The organism is Marinobacter sediminicola (assembly GCF_031157525.1).
GTDB lineage: Bacteria > Pseudomonadota > Gammaproteobacteria > Pseudomonadales > Oleiphilaceae > Marinobacter > Marinobacter sediminicola.
The window spans coordinates 20,853-38,651 of the sequence record NZ_JAVIXR010000010.1 but is presented as its reverse complement, the minus strand read 5'-3'; the positions used below and the strand labels follow the sequence as shown (position 1 = coordinate 38,651).

The window sequence follows — 17,799 nt, the reverse complement described above, 5'->3', positions numbered from 1 at the left end:
TACACCTAATATGTTTACGCAGTTCCTGGGATTGCCCCGTTTACAAAAGCGTCTTGTTTCCCTTTCGGTAGATACCTTGGCGCTCTCGTTTGCCCTTTGGGCATCCTTTGCATTGCGGCTGGAAGAGACGCTTTGGTTGCCCACCAAGGGGCAGCTTCTGATCACTGCGCTTACGGTGGTCTTTACCTTGGGCGTATTCGTTCGCCTCGGCCTGTACCGCGCCGTTGTCCGTTATATGAGTGATCGAGCTTTCCTCACCATCATTACCGGTGTCGGGATTTCGGCGCTTTTGTTGATTATCCTTGGTTACAGCCTGCAAGTTCCGATCCCTCGCTCCGTTCCCGTGATTTACGCGGCCCTGGCCTTTATCTTTGTAGGTGGCAGCCGCATGAGTGTGCGCATGCTGGTGCATCACACCACCAACCGTGGCAAGGAGTGTGTAGCCATTGTGGGCGCAGGGGAAACCGGCGCTCAGCTTGCTAAAGCACTCCAACAGGGCACCGAGTATCACCCGGTGGCGTTCATAGGCTTGATACCAGCCAATCACAAGGCTCTGATTGCAGGATTACCCGTGTTTGCTCTAAGCCATCTGGAACAGGCGGTGCGAGGGCATGGCGTAAAACGTCTGCTACTGGCACTGGATGCGGATGAGAAAATTGACCGCCGCAAGCTCCTTAATCAGCTGGAGACGTTGAAGCTTCCGGTTCAAACCGTGCCCTCCATGAGTGAGCTGGTAGCCGGCCAGGCTCGAATTAACGATATCCGCGATCTTGAACTCGAAGACCTGCTAGGCCGAGACCCCGTGCGCCCGGACAATGCCCAGGTGGCAGCAAGTTTGTATGGTAAAGCGGTGATGGTAACCGGGGCTGGCGGTTCCATTGGTTCCGAGCTGTGCCGTCAGATTATTCATCATCGGCCCCGGGTTCTGGTGTTGTTCGAGCAATCCGAGTTCTCCTTATACGCCATTGAGCGGGAACTGCAGGCCATCAACCGGATTGATGGGTTGAATGTGGAGATTCATCCTCTGTTGGGCAGTGTCGTCCACCGCCGCCGTTGTGAAACGGTGATGCGCAGTTTTGGTATTCAAACCGTTTACCACGCAGCCGCCTACAAGCATGTGCCCTTGGTTGAGCATAATGTGATTGAAGGTGTGCAGAACAACGTGTTCGGCACATTGCACGCTGCAGAAGCCGCCATTACTGCAGGGGTTGAGCGGTTTGTTCTGATTTCCACCGACAAGGCCGTTCGCCCGACGAATGTAATGGGCGCAAGCAAGCGCATGGCGGAGTTGGTGTTGCAAGGTTTGGCGCAGCGCCAGAGCAAAACGATTTTCTCCATGGTTCGGTTTGGCAATGTGTTGGGGTCATCTGGCTCTGTGGTGCCCCTGTTCCGCGACCAGATTCGCGACGGCGGGCCGATTACGGTTACCCACAAGGATATTATCCGCTATTTCATGACCATCCCGGAGGCCAGCCAGTTGGTGCTACAGGCGGGCAGTATGGGCCGTGGCGGTGAGGTGTTTGTTCTGGATATGGGCGAGCCGGTGAAGATTGCCGACTTGGCTCGCAAGATGATTAACCTGATGGGGCTGGTGGAGAAAACGCCGGAGCAGCCTGAGGGTGATATTGAGGTTGTGTTTACGGGGCTGCGGCCTGGTGAAAAGCTGTTCGAGGAACTCCTTATTGGCGACGACCCTCAGGGCACCTCCCACCCGCGCATTATGATGGCCCGTGAGGTGTCTATGCTCTGGGAGGAGCTGGATGGGGTACTCAAACAGTTGGCCCGTGCCAGCCAGGATTTCGATTGCTGCTTGATAGTTGAGACGCTCAAGAATGCGCCCACGGGTTATACGCCTAATGGGGATGTAGCGGACCTGGTTTGGTGTAATGGCAGCGAGCATGCAAAGTTTGATGAGGATACCGAAAGAAAGATTCACCGCCTCCCGGTTTAATTAGGGAGGGGAGATACAACAAGGACTGTTGACCATGATTAAAATATCCCACCACGGCGCCACCTCTGGCGTCACTGGCTCCTGCCACGAACTTACACTGCACTCTGAACAACCCCCTCCCGCCGGTATTTTGATCGACTGCGGCCTGTTTCAGGGTGCTGAGAAGGGCGACGGCGCTTCAGCCTCCAATCTCTCCGTTGATTTCCCCATTGATCACATCCGCGCGTTGGTTGTCACCCATGTGCACATAGACCACGTAGGCCGCATTCCGTATTTACTGGTGGCGGGGTTTGAGGGGCCGATTATTTGTTCCGAGCCGTCGGCCATCATGCTTCCGGAAATTCTGGAAGATGCGTTAAAGATTGGTTTCACCCGAGACAAGCAGCTAATTGAGCGAGTGCTCAGTTTGATTCGTTCCCGGTTGGTGCCTGTGCCCTATGGGCAATGGCATGAAGTGTTTGCAGAACCGGGGAGGTCGTTATCGATAAGGTTGCAACGTGCGGGGCATATTCTGGGCTCGGCTTATGTTGAATGCGATGCAGTGTCTGGTGACAAGCATGAGCGGATAGTGTTCAGTGGCGACTTGGGTGCGCCCCATGCGCCTTTGCTGCAGGAGCCTGCCTCGCCGGAACGCGCTGATCGTTTGGTGATTGAAAGCACCTACGGTGATAAGGATCACGAGAGTCGCGAATCCCGACGATATCGCTTGAAAGCTATTCTGGAGCGGGCGCTGGCAGATGGCGGCACGGTATTGATTCCGGCGTTCAGTATTGGCCGCACCCAAGAATTGCTGTACGAGATTGAAGGCCTGATTCACGAATTTGGAAACGACTGTGTAACCGATGGCTTGGCCTGGGATGATTTGGAGATTGTGGTGGATTCGCCATTGGCGGCAGAGTTCACAAGTATCTACCGCCAGTTAAAGCCCTTCTGGAATGGGGAGGCGGCTGATTTGGTTCGGCAGGGGCGGCATCCGCTCTCTTTTGAGCAATTAACGGTGATTAACTCCCATGAGAATCATCTGAACGCGGTGGATTACCTGGCCCGTTCCCATCGCCCCTGTGTGGTGCTGGCCGGTTCCGGCATGTGTGCCGGGGGCAGGGTGGTTAATTATCTCAAAGCCATGCTTGGGGAAGCCAGAAACGATGTGTTGTTTGTGGGCTATCAGGCAGCGGGTACGCCGGGGCGGGATATTCTTGCTTATGGGCTCCGTGGTGGGTGGGTAGAGTTCGATGGGGAGCGATTTGATATACGGGCAAGTGTGCATCAAGTGGGCGGCTACTCTGCACACGCTGGCCAATCGGATTTAATTCGCTTTATTAACGGCATTCCCGAAAAGCCGGCCGAGATTCGAATTGTGCACGGAGATGCTTCTGCTAAGCAGGCATTCAAACAGCACCTTGAGAGCTTGGGTTATTCAGGTATTTTGATACCGGATTAATTGCGAATTAAACCTGTATTATGAATAATTAAAAGCTTTTAAATGATTAGTCTTTGCCATATATAACCTTATGAATTATTATTCTTGTGTCTTTTGGCAAGCCGCTCGCATTGTGTTTGCTTTAGCGAGGTGTGATTTCGAGAGTCCACAGAAACTATAAGGTTTTATTTCCATGGCAAAGATTAACGATTATTACCAGAAAAAGCAGCTAATGGAACAGCTCGCAAACGAGATTAACCAGCTGGAACAGGATCAGTCCCTGAAGCGCGAACTGGCCTTTGAAAGCAGCATTCGGGAATTGATGGAAGAGTATGACAAGTCGCCGAAGCACGTGCTTCGTATATTGGCCGCCATCGATCCTTCTATCGCGACAGAAAAAGCACAAGGCACCACTGGCACTCGCGCCAAGCGCCCCATGAAAACCTATACCAACCCGCACACGGGTGAAGTGGTAAAGACTCGCGGTGGCAATCACAAAACGCTGAACGAGTGGCGCAAAGCCCACGGCAAAGAAACGGTACAGAGCTGGCAGCAAGACTGATTAGCCAGAGATGTGCAAAAAGGGCCGGATGATCTATTCATCCGGCCCTTTTTTTGTACCAATGTTTGTTTTACGGTTTGTTCTAATCGGGCAAGTCAGGGCTTTGGTGAACAATAACGCGGTTCCTGCCCGCCTTCTTTGCTGCATATAGAGCTTCATCGGCCTGCTGCATCCAGGACATATGGTTTTCAGGCTTGCCACTTAATTGTGAAATCCCCACGCTTACTGTGTATCGAATGGGGGCTACACTGGTTTGCACAATGCTTTTTTCGATGCTATCCCGTATTCGCTCACATATAACACGGGCCCCTTCGGCATCGGTTTCCGGTAATATAATTCCGAATTCTTCGCCACCATAGCGGCCAATGCTGTCGGATGATCGCAAGCTGTCTTTAGCCGTTGTTGCGGTGTGTTTGATTACTTCATCTCCGGCCAAGTGGCCATGGGCATCGTTTACTTTTTTAAAGAAGTCGATATCAAACATCACAAGGCTGGTTGTGTGGCCATAGCGGCGGAAGCGTTCAAACTCTGCATCTACCAGGTTCTCCCAGGTTCCCCGGTTCAACAGGCCGGTCAGGCGGTCGGTCATGCTGAGTTTTGCGAGCAGTTCATTGGCTTGTTCCAGAGCCCGTTTGGCGGTGGCTATATCGGTTACGTCGTACACCATAATGCATATTTTCTCCACCTGCCCGGTACTGCCTGAGAGCGGGCTGATGGTGAGGTTCTGGAACATATAGTCATCCGTTCCAGTAATGGGGCGCGTATTGCGGAACTGGAACAGGTAGGGCCGTTGCTCCCAAGACGTGAACGCTCGCGTATTAAGCAATGTGACGGCATCCACTTTGCGCCTCAGCCAGGCTTCCGGAATGTTGGGGAACAGCTCAAAAATCACCTGGTTACGGGTTTTACTGGCGGTAATACCACTGTGGTTTTCCATGAAACCGTTCCAGGCTTGCACCCGGAAGTCCAAATCCAGCACCACCAGGCCAACCTCAACGGATTCGAGCATATCCACCAGCCAGTGGAAGGATTGGGCTTCAAGTTCGTTTATGGCCATGGTTTAGTCCGTCAGGTATTGGAGGCGTTGCTCAAGGAAGGGCACTGAGTCTTCCGTGAGCAGCACCAGCATGTCGCACTGAATATTTCTGTCTTCCAGGGTGTAGCTGATCTCGATGCACAGGAGCTGCTCCTCCCGGGAGTTCTGGTGTTCAAGCAAATCTGTGATTTGCCGGTGTTGGCCGAGCACGCTGGGGTGGCTAAGGCCGAGTTCGAGATCCAGTTGGTCGCCCATGCCTTTGAGAAAAGCGCCGAACAGAATGCTCGACATATCCATCAGCACTTCCACGTTTACGGATGCACCCTCAAAGTTTTCGTAGTGAAGCAGTTCAGCCATTTCCCGAAAGCTGGCATCCGCAAATAGCAGCAAAGCCTCGCCCGCAATCCCCGCCCCGGTGAAACCTTGGCATACCGCGGAATAGGTGTCGCTGTCGTGGGCCGCAGAAATGGCCATGTGGAGTTCGGAGTTGGCAATAAAGGCCACTTTGGGAATGGGTTGTTTCACAAACACTCGCAACAGCCGGGCGAGTAAGTCCGACGAGCGCCCCATGGCGACGTTGGCGATTTCCTGCAGGTAATCGCTGAGCGAGACTGAAATTTCCGGGGTGTGGGAAGCATCGTCGGGGCTGAGTGCGCCATCGCTCAGTGCAGTGCTTTCAAGCTCCCCAGGGCGGTAAAAGCCGTATTCGGCAAGCAGGCTAAGGACAACCCCCATATCTGTGGGCTTCTTTATGAAATCGATCGCACCAAGCTTGCGTACCCGCTCCCGCGCTTCGGGCTGGATGTCGCCAGACACTACGATGGTCATGATGGGGAGGTCTTCGGCCAGAGCATGCTCCAGAACCTGGTAGCCATCCATCTCCGGCATGTTCAGATCGAGAAACATAAGGTCGGCTTCCCCAGCGCGTAGTTTATCTAGCGCTTCCAGGCCGTTATTGGCAAAAAGGATGGTGTCGGCTAGCCCGGCTGGGAGGGCGCGGGCCATCTGTTTTCTGGCGAGTGCAGAATCATCGCAGATAAGAATGCGGGTAGTCATGATTGTGCCCGGGGGCTATTGAATGGCTGTTCGCTGATCATAGCATTACGCCAGGGTATGTACACGAAAACGACACCTTCTGCCTGCTGCAAATTGATGAAATGTAATGAATTGTTATTCAGGTTTGTGACTGAGCACACCTCATTGGCCTTGGGGCCTCCGATATAGTGGCATTTCGGCAACTTAATAAAGATGCAGAGTGCAAGTATAGGCTGTCTGCTTGCAACTGAAAAATCAAGACTGACAGCGAACAACCAGATTAAGAGAGGCATTTTTATGGATTATCACGCGTATGGATGCGCCGCCCTCCTTAGTTTAAGCCTAGGTATTGTGCCTGTTGCCCAAGCTGAACTGGACCCCATTTCTGAATCCGCGATGGGCGATATAACAGGGCAGGCGTTTATGAAGGTTGAGAATATAACTGGCACAAGCCATGAATATACCCGCATGAGCCTGAATATGGATGTGGAAACGCGGGTGAATATTGATGACGTGCAGATTGGGGAGATTAACGGCGGTACGGATTTTTCTGCACAGCATGTAGCTTTGGGCCATATCGCCCGTGCCGATGGCGAGCAATTTAACGGCGTTACCTACAACGAAGGTGATGCTATTCCCTTCGAGGCCCAAAAACCTTATATAGAATTAGCCGAAGATGGCGCTGGCCTGGCTGGCTTTCGCATGGGTTTTGAACAAGCTCGCGGATCGGTTTCATCCCATACCACCAGCTTTAGTGGTGATATAGGTATGAAAATTAGCGATTCCGGCCAAGTGTACGATGCAATGTTGTTTGGCGGCGTAGGTGGTGCGGCAACGAACAATCGCGCCACCCATATAGGCCTTGCACCCAACAGCCCGGGCCAGGTAGCGGGCTGTAATGTTGATGGCGCCTTGGCCAACTGCGCGCCGTTAACCAATCTGCGATCCATAATTGTTGGTGAAGATACAGGTGCGACTGACGGCACAGTTGGGTTTACCGATGGCTTTTTCATCGGTTTTCAGCGGGATGACAACATGGAATGGCAAAGCCTTGATGGTGCGAACACGATTAGTGTTGGCAAAGGTGTGTTCATCAACCTGCCTACCAATATGACCATCGATTTGCAAAAGCTTACCGGGCCGGGCGTTGACCGCTTGCGCACTCATCAGGTAGACATGGGGACTAACCTGTTTTGATTTTGTTAGACTCCTGACCTTAATGATTCACAAGGCAGGAGTCTTCCCTTGATCCGCTCTTTTTACTGGCACGATTACGAAACCTTTGGTGTAGACCCGGTGCACGACCGGCCCTCTCAGTTTGCCGGTGTGCGAACCGATGCGGATCTTAATATTATTGAAGACCCGTTGGTTATTTACTGCAAACCCACCGACGACTACCTGCCATCACCCCAAGCCTGCCTGATTACAGGCATTACGCCTCAAAAGGCGATGGAAGAAGGCTTCCCGGAAACGGAGTTTATCAGCCAGATAAATGAAGCCTTCAGCCAGCCAGGCACCTGCGTAGTGGGCTATAACAGCCTGCGGTTTGATGATGAAGTCACCCGCCACACCCTGTACCGCAACCTGCAAGACCCCTATGCCCGTGAATGGCAGAACGGCAATTCCCGTTGGGACATTATCGATATGGTGCGGCTAACCTACGCACTCCGCCCGGACGGCATCAACTGGCCCCGCAAGGAAGACGGCAGCCCCAGCTTCAAACTGGAAGAGCTCACCGTCGCCAACGGCATAGCCCACGAAGCCGCCCACGATGCCATGTCGGATGTGGAAGCAACCTTGGCTGTAGCCAGATTGATTCGGGAAAAGCAGCCGAAGCTGTTTGATTATGTTCTGAACAACAAAGACAAACACTCCGCCCGCGCCATGCTGGATACGGCAACCATGAAGCCTGTGCTCCACATCTCCGCCAAATACCCGGCCACCCGGGGTTGCTGTGCCATGGTAGCGCCGGTTGCGGATCACCCCAGTAATAAAAACCTGGTGATTGTGTACGATCTGCGGGAAGACCCAAACGAGTTAATCAACGCCACGCCTGAGCAGATACGTGAGCGGGTGTTTACTTCCCAAGCAGAATTGGGGGAGCAAAAACGCTTCCCTTTAAAGGGTGTGCAACTGAACAAATGCCCGGTTTTGGCGCCTGCGAATATGCTTACCACGCTTTCCCAGGAACGCCTGCAAGAACTCGAACTGGACGGAGACACCCTTCGAGCGAATCTTGCCTTGCTGAGAAAAGCCCCAGGGTTGGCGCAGCGGGTTGCGGAAGCCTTCGACCAGCCACATCAAAGCGACCTGACAGACCCGGATGAACAACTCTACGCAGGCGGCTTTATATCCCCGGCCGACCGCAGTGAGTTGAACCGGGTACTGCAAACCCCGCCGGCGTTGTTGGTGGAGGAAAGCTTCAACTTTAAAGATGAACGGTTGCAGGAATTGCTCTTCCGCTACCGCGCTCGGAACTATCCGGATTCACTCACCAGTGAAGAGGCTGAGCGATGGGAGCAATTTCGAACCCAGCGTTTGATGGCACCGAAGAAAGGTTGGCTGTCGCTTGAGGCATTTGGGCTTGAATTACAACGGCTGGCCAGCGACCCGGAACTGACGCCGCAGAAACAGCAGGTGTTGGAGGATTTGCATTTGTATGGGGAATCTTTGATTCCTTATATTTAAAGGATGTTGGCCCTGCGGGCCGCCGCAGTAATGCACCCGCTCCCCCGGCCCCTCTCCCTTGAAGGGAGAGGGGAGCTACACACCGGAAGCCTAAGGTATATAGCCGATGCCCGGGGATTGCATCAACGCTAGCAGGCAGTGCAGTAAAAGCCCCTCTCCCCCTGCGGGAGAGGGGTTGGGGAGAGGGGGTATTCTTCACCACCCAAGCCAAGGACGGCCCAATGAACCAAGCTCAATTCGCCAAACACCTCCGCCAAAACATGACCGACGCGGAAAAGCTCCTCTGGTTTCATCTGCGAGCTTATCGCCTCAATGGCAAGCGCTTCCGGCGTCAGCAACCGCTCGGGACTTACATCGTCGATTTTGTGCATTTTGGCTCAAGGGTGATTGTTGAGGCCGACGGTGGGCAGCATAATGATTCCGAGAGTGACAAGGAAAGGGATGCTTGGCTGCGCTCTCAGGGGTTCAAGGTGCTGAGATTTTGGAATCATGAGATTTTGACGCAGGTTGATGTGGTGCTTTCTGTGATTTATGACGAATTGGAGAAACAGGACGGTATTGCGGTTGCAGGAGAGTGAAAAGGGAAGTTGGCCCGGAGGACCGCCGCTACAATGCACCCTCTCCCCCGGCCCCTCTCCCGTGAAGGGAGAGGGGAGCTACACACCGGAAGCCTGAGGCATATAGCCGATGCCCGGGGATTGCATCAACGCTAGCGGGCAGTGCAGTAAAAGCCCCTCACCCCTTGTGGGAGAGGGGTTGGGGAGAGGGGCGGTCCGACGCTTCGGGAGGGGATAGCGCCCCCTACCTTCTCCTCTGAAAATACACACTTAAATTCTGCCCCATCACACTCTGCACCTCACTCCCCAGAGCCTCTGCCTGAATCTGTGTTTGAACAGGCTTGGTTGCCAAACTATGACCATCCTCATCACGGGCTTTGATTAGCTTCCATTCCACCTCGTTACTCACCATCGCCATCAGGTCTTTCAGCTGAGCTTCATTCTGTGGTTGGAACCAGCGGTCGCGGCAGCCGCCCAGGCTGTAGAAGTCTTCTTCCTGAGTCAGCTCTTGCCAAGTGGCATCTTGCCGGTTGGTGAGAACCATTCGGCGAAGCTGGCGCAGGGTGGAGCGGGTTCGCTGTAACCTGTGCTCGGCAATCAGTTTCCGCATCTGCTTGTCGCCGATGGTTTGTTCGGCGATGGACGTGTGCAAGTGCACAACGGCACCAGAACCGGCTGCGCTGTTTACCAGAGCGGCCAGGGAGAGTTCCGTCATAGCCGGGGAGGGCAGGCGGCCCACCTCAATCCAGTGCACTTGATGACCATCGGCCACAAACCGCTGGGCGATGGACCAGGGCCAGAATACGATATTGCTGATCTCGGATTCGGCAGCCATGCGCGTGGCTTTGGCGATGTTGGCCAGAGACTCATCTACCGCGATCACTTCTACATCTGCAAGATATCTGGCCAGTTCCATAGCACGCTGACCAGATTGAGCGCCACAGACCATTATGCGCAAGGTGTCTGGCAGCTTGTCTGTAGCCAAGCCCAGCTCTGTGGCCATCAGTGACTTCAAGCTGCTTTCCGCGCGATAAGCCAGTTTCGACCAGGCGGGCCAAGCTTGTGGCACGTCGGTTTTATCCAGGCACAGCTCTTCTGATTTCTCATCAAAACACTGCTTTATGCCTTCTTCTTCCGCGCGGTGGTAGTAGCTGGCGGCTAGAACCGGCTGAAGTGCCAACGGCCAATCCACCAGATTCCACTGCCCAAGCTGAACGGCAAAATCCTGATGAAACAAAGCACCGTACATGGCGCTGATCATCAGCGAGCCAATCAACGCTTCCTGCGATTCACCCATTACGATTTGGGCTTTAAGGCTGTCATTAACCGCAGCCATTAACCGCTCTTCATCATCCTCCGCGGCTAGCGCGTAGCCTGTGCGGTCTGCGTATTGCGCTATGGCAAGGGCGAGCTGTTGGAGCTCATCGCGCAGCTCCACGGTTTGGGCAACTTCCGCCAGAATCGCGCGGCGCAGCATCACAACCAGTTCTTCCACGGCTGGGTCTGGCATGAGCGTTTTTTGCAGGGCCAGAATCAGCAGTTCGTCTGTGCTGGCGGCATCCAGGAAAATCTCGGCCTGCGGGTTATCCAGATCGTATTGCTGGCGAATGATCGCCCCCACAAAACGCCCGATCTCCTGATGAGGTAAACCATCTTGGCTAAGCAGAGCAATCGCATCCAACGCCAGGTTGCTATCCGCCTTGTTTACCGCAAGGTGCTGCGCGCAAGAGAGCATGCCACTGTACACCGAATCCCATTCAGCGCCGGTTTCCAGCAGCTTACGGTAATGCAGGTACGCCACATCAAACTGCCCCTGCAAGCGCTTGGCATGGGCCACACCGCAGAAAGCGGCGGCGGATTGCCGGTCGCAGTCCAAAGCTTGCAGGAAGTGCTGCTCTGCCAGAGCAGGGCGCTCGGTTTTCAAGGCCCAATAGCCAAGGTTGGCGTATTGCTGTGCCTGGCCGGGTTGAACTTGCAGGCTGGCATTGAAGAGGTCGTGGGCGTTTTCAAGTTGCCCGTCGTCCATCTCGACACGCCCCAGTAGACCTAAAGCGATGGCGCTATTTGGCTCAAGGGCAATCACTTCTTCGAGGTACACACGGCATTCCTGCCGAGCCTGCAGGCGCTGGATGTGGCTTAACCCGCCGCTGTTGGATTCGCCATACGCAAGGTTGGCCTGCAAAAGCAGCCGAGCCGCCTGTGCCTGCTGGGAATGGGATTCCTGAATGTGATGTTTGGCTTGCATGGGATACCTCATTTACCTGCCGCTAGGTTCAAAAATTGCGGCAACGGCCTGCAGTTTTTGGTTGTTTGCTGTGCTTTAGGGGAGGTGTTGCGAAAGGTGTGCCAGTTTTGTCGTCGGTGCCACGCTTCTTGCTGCTCGATTTCCTCGGACCGTGGATCAATATTGGAGGGTGAATCAGACCAGAATCAGTAAATTGCTGAGGCCAGGCAGAACGCAAAAAGCCCGACTCGGAAATCCGAATCGGGCTTTTTCGTGCTGGGTTATTAACCCTGCAGCAACTGCAACACCTGCTGTGGCCGGGCATTGGCCTGGGCCAGTACCGAAAGGCCAGCCTGCTGGAGCACCTGGGTGCGGGCCAGTTCGGCTGATTCTGCGGCGAAGTCGGCATCGCGAATGCGGCTGTTTGAGGCTGAGAGGTTTTCAGCAGTTGTGGCCAGGTTTTGTATGGTGGATTCGAAACGGTTTTGTACCGCACCCAATTCCGCGCGGAAACCGTTGATCTGGTCGATGGCGTAATCGATTGCGATCATCGCACGATCGGCTCCGTCGGGTGTGGATATATTGGTGTTGTTCAGCGAAACCGTATCGTTTGCGGCACTAAAGGCTTCATTTATGTTGATGTCGGGGTTGCCGTCGTTGTTCAGGTCTGAGGTGATCTCAACGTCAATGTCTGTTCCGAACTTTGACGAAAAAACAATTTCATTGTTGGTTCGGTCGAGGTTGGCTTCAACGCCTGTTTCGTTGGATTGGGCATTGATGGTGCCCACTAAATCATTCAGCGAGCTGACGTCTGGCGAGTTGAATGACACACCGTTCACAACAAAATCAACAGAGGCTTCCCGGTTGGATTTGAAGTAATCCGCCGTAGAGCCGCCGTCTGCGTTCAGGGATTGGGTGAATGTGGCGGCAGTTGGGGTCGCAGCATCGGTCAGGTCAAAGCTAACGGCTACGGTTTCACCGGACTCGTTGCTGAAGGTAAGGGTGTCGGTGGCTGTATCGCCTTCAACCGTAATGTTTGGGTAATCGCCGCTGATGGCTGTGGTGATGCTGGCCGCCAGATCAACAATGGTATCCCCCCCCGTTGTTGCGGCAATGGGGTAATCCGTACCCCCAATGTTTACAGAGCCGGAAATAGCGGTGGCGAAATCCAGGCCGGTGGCGTCTGTTTCCTGCGGGAACGGAACGATTTTCTCAGCAAAGTTTGTGGTGGCACCGAGGGTGGCCCCCAGCCGGCTGCCCCTTGAATCCAGGCCGCTGATGCCAATGGTTTCACCAGCGTTGGCCCCCACCTGAAAGGTTTGGGTGCCGAAGGTGCCATCCAGCACTTTAAGGCCGTTGAAGGACGTTTGGCTGGCAATGCGGTTTATTTCTTCAATCCGCTGCTGCACTTCTTCGTTTAGAGCTTGCCTATCAGAAATGCTATTTGTGGCGTTAGCCGACTGAACCGACAGTTCACGAATGCGCTGCAGGTTGTTGGTGATTTCGTCCATGGCGCCTTCAGCCGTTTGCGCCAAAGATATGCCGTCGTTAGCATTCCTCTGAGCCTGGTTAAGACCAGAAATTTGAGACTGAAACCGCTCGGAAATCGCCAGCCCGGCGGCATCGTCTTTGGCCGAGTTGATGCGCAGACCAGAAGACAGTCTTTCCAGAGCCGTATTGGCCTGGCCCTGCGAGGCGTTTAAGTTCCGCTGAGCGTTCAGCGAGGCAATGTTGGTATTAATGACCTGTGGCATATCTAATCTCCCTACTCAGAGGTGCCGGGTCACGCTGCTTATATGGTGGTTGAGGCAGCATACCGGCAATAAATTCGTTAAATGGCCGTTTGTAGGGAAGCTAAGCGAAGTGCGTGCCAGTTCTTCTGAATCTGCTTCAACTTACTGATTAATAAAAAGAGTTAATCTGTCTGTGGGTGGGGCTGATGAGTAAGTGGCAAATTTCCAGCGGAGAGAGTGGGAATTAGATTGCCGCTTTTACATTCCTTTACAAAGTTCTTCGTGTTTTTCCTAAAGCAACCGAATCAGGTGCCGTTAAGTGAAGTAACAGGGCGGCGCTCCAAACCCAAAAAGAGAACGCCAGACCTTATCCATGAAATAACGACAAACTGTCGAAGGGGAAGCATTATGGCTCTCGGAATTAACACTAACGTCGCTTCATTGAACGCTCAGAACCAGTTGGGCAAGTCTCAGAGCATGAACGACCAGGCGCTTCAGCGTTTGTCTTCAGGTTTGCGTATAAACTCGGCTAAAGACGATGCCGCGGGTTTGGCCATTTCGACCCGTTTCCAATCTCAGATTTCCGGTTTGAATGTGGCGCAGCGAAATGCGAACGATGGCATCTCGCTCGCTCAGACGGCGGAAGGTGCTTTGAACGAAATCACTAACAACCTTCAACGCATTCGTGAGCTGTCGGTTCAGTCTGCTAACGCTACTAATAGCGCGTCTGATCGCGAGGCTCTTAATGACGAAGTAACGCAGCGGATTGCTGAGATCGACCGAATTTCATCGCAAACAGCTTTTAACGGATTGAAAGTTTTGGATGGGTCATTTGGGCAGCAGAATTTCCAAGTGGGCGCTAATGCTGGAGAGACTATTGGAATTAACCTAACTCAGGGTACTCGCCAGAATCAAATTGGTTCGATTGCGGAAGGAACCAGAGATGTAACTGCCGCGATTACTGCTGGTGGTCTTTCTATCGCAGTTGGCGGGGCTGATGCTGTCAGTGTCGCAGCTTCTGCAGATTTTGCAGATGCGAACGTATCGGGTCAAGATGATGATAGCGCCTTTGCAGTGGCCGCCGCCATTAATAGTGCTGGTATCGCAGGCTTGTCAGTTGAAGCTAAAACTGAAGAAACCTTGGCATTTACAGGCTTTTCCAGTGCTGCGGGTGACACCTATGATATGACCATTAACGGTGTTGATATCTTTGGTGGCGCAGGTGCGAGCAACGATTTGAATGCCTCTACTCCAAATATTTCGGATTTTGTTGCCGCGATAAATGCGCAATCCTCCGAGACTGGAGTGGTCGCCAAGGTTGATAGCACAAACGTGGTTTTGACTGCTGAGGATGGAAGGAACATTGTCGTTGCTGAAACTTTGGGCGGCGGTCCAGCAACTGGAGGGATCGGAGCGCAGGACTTGCAAGGCGAATTGACTTTCTACGCCTCAGAGAATATCAAATTTACAGGGGGTGACCTTGCCAGTATCAGCTCTGGCACTGCCGATGCTATTGGTGTTCAGGTCAACGAGACTTTGCAGGATGTAGACATCAGCGACGTTGACGGGGCGAATGATGCAATTCGTCGTGTAGATGCTGCATTGACGAGCGTAAACAGCCTCCGTGGTGAACTCGGTGCTATCCAAAACCGCTTTGAATCCACCATCGCCAACCTGGGCACTTCTGTAGAGAACCTCAGCGCCTCCAACAGCCGTATCCTGGACGCTGACTTCGCAGCAGAAACTGCCAACCTGGCCAAGTCTCAGGTACTGCAGCAGGCAGGCATCTCAGTACTGGCACAGGCAAACGCCCGTCCGCAGCAGGTACTGTCCCTCCTGCAGTAAGGGATTAACGGTAATAGCCGGAACCTTCGGGTTCCGGTTTTACGCCGTTTGAGTATAGCGAGGTAAAGCTATGAATGACGTTAACCTGAACGGTCCGGATCTCAAGCTGGTGCGCCCTGGCGCCCAGGCTCCGGCCAAGGCACTGTCGTCATCTCAGGCCGAGGGCAGAAAAGCCCCTGACCTTGTTACTTCATCTACTGGTGCTCGTCAGGTTCAGAATACCCAGGTTGCTAACGAAGCCTCCAAAGCTGAAAAGCTGAAAGAGCGCAGTGAAGCGCAGCGGGAAGAACTGGGCCAGGCGGTGAGCCAGCTGAACGATTTTGTTCAGAATGTGCAGCGGGATCTTCAGTTTGAGGTAGATAACGAATCGGGCCAGACCATTGTGAAGGTGGTCGATCAGTCTACCCAGGAAGTGATTCGCCAGATGCCGGATGAAGTGGCTTTGAGGTTGGCAGAGAAATTGCAGCAGGATGAACCGCTGACGTTGTTTAACATCAAGGTTTGAATTGTCGCTTTTGAATTGATGTTAGCAATGGTTGTACAGCACCGCCGCTCCCGCAAGGGGCTGGCGGTGTTTTTGGTTTTAGAAACCCCTCTCCCGCTGGGGGAGAGGGGGATAAAAACAGTGTTGCGCGGTGTTACAAAATAATGGTGGAAAGAGGCAAAGTTTTGCCGCTTGCGGCCGTTAAACAGAATATAGGTTAAACTGAGCACAAAGTGATCAGCCCCTTTAAGGAGGCATTGGTATGGCAGGTATTTCATCACTGGGAATCGGGTCTGGCGTTCTGACGTCTGATCTGGTGGATCAGTTGGTTGCGGCAGAACGTGCACCGACTGAAAACCGGTTAACCCAGAAAACCCAGCAATCAGAAGCAATGCTCTCTGCCTATGGCAAGTTGCGCAGCGCCATTACTGAGTTGCGCCTGCCTATGCGCCAGCTAAGCTCTGCAGATAATCTGAAAGCTTTCTCCGCTACGTCTTCTAATGAAAATATCGGTGTTTCTGTAGACAGCACCAAAGCCAGCCGCGGCAGCTATAGTCTGAATGTGACCGGTCTGGCTCAGGCTCAGGCTCTGGCATCGCAGGCCGTATTTGCAGACAGAGATGCAGCCAGTGTGGGGCAGGGAACTTTGCAGTTATCGGTGGGTGACAAGGTTACCAATATCACCATCGATGGCAGCAACAATACGCTTCAGGGTATGGCCAATGCCATTAACGAAGCAAATGCTGGTGTGTCTGCAGGTATTATTGATACCGGCAGCGGTTATCAGTTGGTGATGTCAGCGGATGAAACCGGCGTGGCCAATTCGGTAAGCATTTCCGCCACAGAAGAGGTGGGTGCAGAAGGCTTGGCGCGCTTTGCATTCGATGTTGCAGACCCCACAGCCAACCCGGATATGAAACAAACCATTGCCGCCACTGATGCGGTAATGGAGATCAACGGTATTGAAGTTACCCGCTCCTCCAACAGCTTTGAGAATGTGATTGATGGCCTTTCTTTCGACATCAAAGAAACAGGCACCTCTACCGTAACCGTTAGCCAGGATGTGGGTGCGGTAACGGATCGTGTTCAGGGTTTTGTAGACAAGTTCAACGCTTTACAGTCGACCATAGGTAGCCTGGCCGGTTTTAATAGTGATGCGGGCGTGGGTAGTTTGTTGACAGGCGATAGCACCGTTCGAGCCCTTCAGGGCGAACTGCGCCAAGTGCTTACAGGTGTTGTGCCGGGGCTTGAAAATGCCAGTGTGCGTAGCTTGGCTGATGTGGGCGTTTCAACTGACCCGAATACCGGTGCTTTAAACTTTGACCGAGAAAAATTTGAAACCCAGTTAAAGAACAATCCGGACGACGTAACGGCACTCTTTGCGGAGCAGGGTAGAGCAACCGACAGTCAGGTTGAATTTGTTCGAAGTGGTACAAATACACAGGCGGGTAAGTACGATATTAATGTCACCCAGGCTGCGACCAGGGGAAGTTTGAATTACGCGGCTGCCGATACAGGAACCGTAACGGTTATGGCGGGCAACCGGTTTACCTTTGAGGTAGACGGTGAAACTCAGGTGAGCGTATTTTTGGAAAATGCGCCTGATGGTTCCCCTCTTTCCGGCACGGGGGATGATTTTACTGGGGCAGAGTTTGCCGCAGCTATACAGCAAGCTTTGGATAACAGCAACGAGCTAAAAGCTGCAAACCGCTCTGTGCAGGTTGCGTGGGATGCGACGGATGGCCTTACGTTTACCTCCGGGAACTATGGTGCGGAGTCTAACGTGAGATTGACCGGCGCGCTGAATGCGCCGAGCTTGAACTCTAAAGATGGGGTGGCGGGCACAGACGTAGCTGGAACAATTAATGGTCAGGTTGCTAAGGGTGATGGCCAAGTGTTGTATCTGGGTAGTGATGCAGGCGCCGCATCCGGCATTCAAGTGCGTATCCTCGGCGACCAAACCGGTTCTCGCGGTTCAATCAACTTTGTGCAGGGCATTGGCAAGAGCACGGTTGATCTGGTCAACGGTTTTGTGGGTGCGGATGGCAAGATTGAAAACCGTACCAGCAGTTTGAATCGCGAACTGGAAAAGATTCAGGAAAGTCAGGTAAAGCTGGATATTCGTATTGAATCTTACCGGGAGCGCTTGGTGAAACAATTTAGTGCGGCGGATTCGCTGATTTCCCAACTGAACAGCACCCGAGATTACGTGACCCAGCAGCTCGACGCTCTGGCTCCGCAGAACTTCAACAAGAAGTGATACC

13 protein-coding genes are annotated in these 17,799 nt (G+C 53.4%); 9 read left to right on the top strand and 4 right to left on the bottom strand.

Going from position 1 to position 17,799, the window contains the following annotated elements; translation table 11 throughout:
- Positions 1-10: 10 nt before the first annotated feature.
- From RG807_RS13620 to RG807_RS13610, 3 genes are all read left to right on the top strand, one after another.
- Positions 11-1,951, top strand: coding sequence for a polysaccharide biosynthesis protein (locus tag RG807_RS13620; RefSeq protein ID WP_309045371.1), 1,941 nt, complete (start codon positions 11-13; stop codon positions 1,949-1,951).
- Positions 1,952-1,985: 34 nt separating this feature from the next.
- Entirely contained in the window at positions 1,986-3,392 is a 1,407-nt protein-coding gene (locus RG807_RS13615; protein ID WP_309045370.1) for an MBL fold metallo-hydrolase, read from the top strand.
- A gap of 172 nt (positions 3,393-3,564) precedes the next feature.
- Positions 3,565-3,933, top strand: coding sequence for a histone-like nucleoid-structuring protein, MvaT/MvaU family (locus RG807_RS13610; RefSeq protein WP_309045369.1), 369 nt, complete (start codon positions 3,565-3,567; stop codon positions 3,931-3,933).
- Positions 3,934-4,015: 82 nt separating this feature from the next.
- Here the strand turns inward: RG807_RS13610 and RG807_RS13605 are convergent, their stop codons facing one another.
- Together RG807_RS13605 and RG807_RS13600 are read right to left on the bottom strand one after the other, a co-directional pair.
- Entirely contained in the window at positions 4,016-4,990 is a 975-nt protein-coding gene (locus tag RG807_RS13605; RefSeq protein ID WP_309045368.1) for a GGDEF domain-containing protein, read from the bottom strand.
- A 3-nt stretch (positions 4,991-4,993) separates the two neighbouring features.
- On the bottom strand, positions 4,994-6,025 hold the full coding sequence (locus tag RG807_RS13600) for a response regulator (RefSeq protein ID WP_309045367.1): 1,032 nt from the start codon (positions 6,023-6,025) through the stop codon (positions 4,994-4,996).
- A 276-nt stretch (positions 6,026-6,301) separates the two neighbouring features.
- Between RG807_RS13600 and RG807_RS13595 the strand changes: the two genes are divergently transcribed.
- From RG807_RS13595 to RG807_RS13585, 3 genes are all read left to right on the top strand, one after another.
- On the top strand, positions 6,302-7,201 hold the full coding sequence (locus RG807_RS13595) for a hypothetical protein (protein WP_309045366.1): 900 nt from the start codon (positions 6,302-6,304) through the stop codon (positions 7,199-7,201).
- Positions 7,202-7,249: 48 nt separating this feature from the next.
- A complete protein-coding gene (sbcB, locus tag RG807_RS13590; protein WP_309045365.1) occupies positions 7,250-8,692 on the top strand; it encodes an exodeoxyribonuclease I in 1,443 nt (480 codons plus the stop codon).
- 221 nt (positions 8,693-8,913) lie between these two features.
- Positions 8,914-9,270, top strand: coding sequence for an endonuclease domain-containing protein (locus RG807_RS13585; RefSeq protein WP_309045364.1), 357 nt, complete (start codon positions 8,914-8,916; stop codon positions 9,268-9,270).
- A 223-nt stretch (positions 9,271-9,493) separates the two neighbouring features.
- On the opposite strand, the gene RG807_RS13580 is transcribed toward RG807_RS13585, so the two are convergent.
- Both RG807_RS13580 and RG807_RS13575 read right to left on the bottom strand, forming a co-directional pair.
- Positions 9,494-11,494, bottom strand: coding sequence for a hypothetical protein (locus RG807_RS13580; protein ID WP_309045363.1), 2,001 nt, complete (start codon positions 11,492-11,494; stop codon positions 9,494-9,496).
- 263 nt (positions 11,495-11,757) lie between these two features.
- Positions 11,758-13,227, bottom strand: coding sequence for a flagellin (locus RG807_RS13575; protein WP_309045362.1), 1,470 nt, complete (start codon positions 13,225-13,227; stop codon positions 11,758-11,760).
- A gap of 387 nt (positions 13,228-13,614) precedes the next feature.
- Between RG807_RS13575 and RG807_RS13570 the strand changes: the two genes are divergently transcribed.
- The 3 genes from RG807_RS13570 to fliD all read left to right on the top strand — a co-directional run bounded on the left by RG807_RS13570 (position 13,615) and on the right by fliD (position 17,795).
- Positions 13,615-15,051, top strand: coding sequence for a flagellin (locus RG807_RS13570; protein WP_309045445.1), 1,437 nt, complete (start codon positions 13,615-13,617; stop codon positions 15,049-15,051).
- 70 nt (positions 15,052-15,121) lie between these two features.
- Positions 15,122-15,556 (top strand): flagellar protein FlaG, encoded by a 435-nt coding sequence (locus tag RG807_RS13565; protein ID WP_309045361.1) that lies wholly within the window; start codon positions 15,122-15,124, stop codon positions 15,554-15,556.
- 241 nt (positions 15,557-15,797) lie between these two features.
- Positions 15,798-17,795 (top strand): flagellar filament capping protein FliD, encoded by a 1,998-nt coding sequence (gene fliD / locus RG807_RS13560; RefSeq protein ID WP_309045360.1) that lies wholly within the window; start codon positions 15,798-15,800, stop codon positions 17,793-17,795.
- Positions 17,796-17,799: the final 4 nt, after the last annotated feature.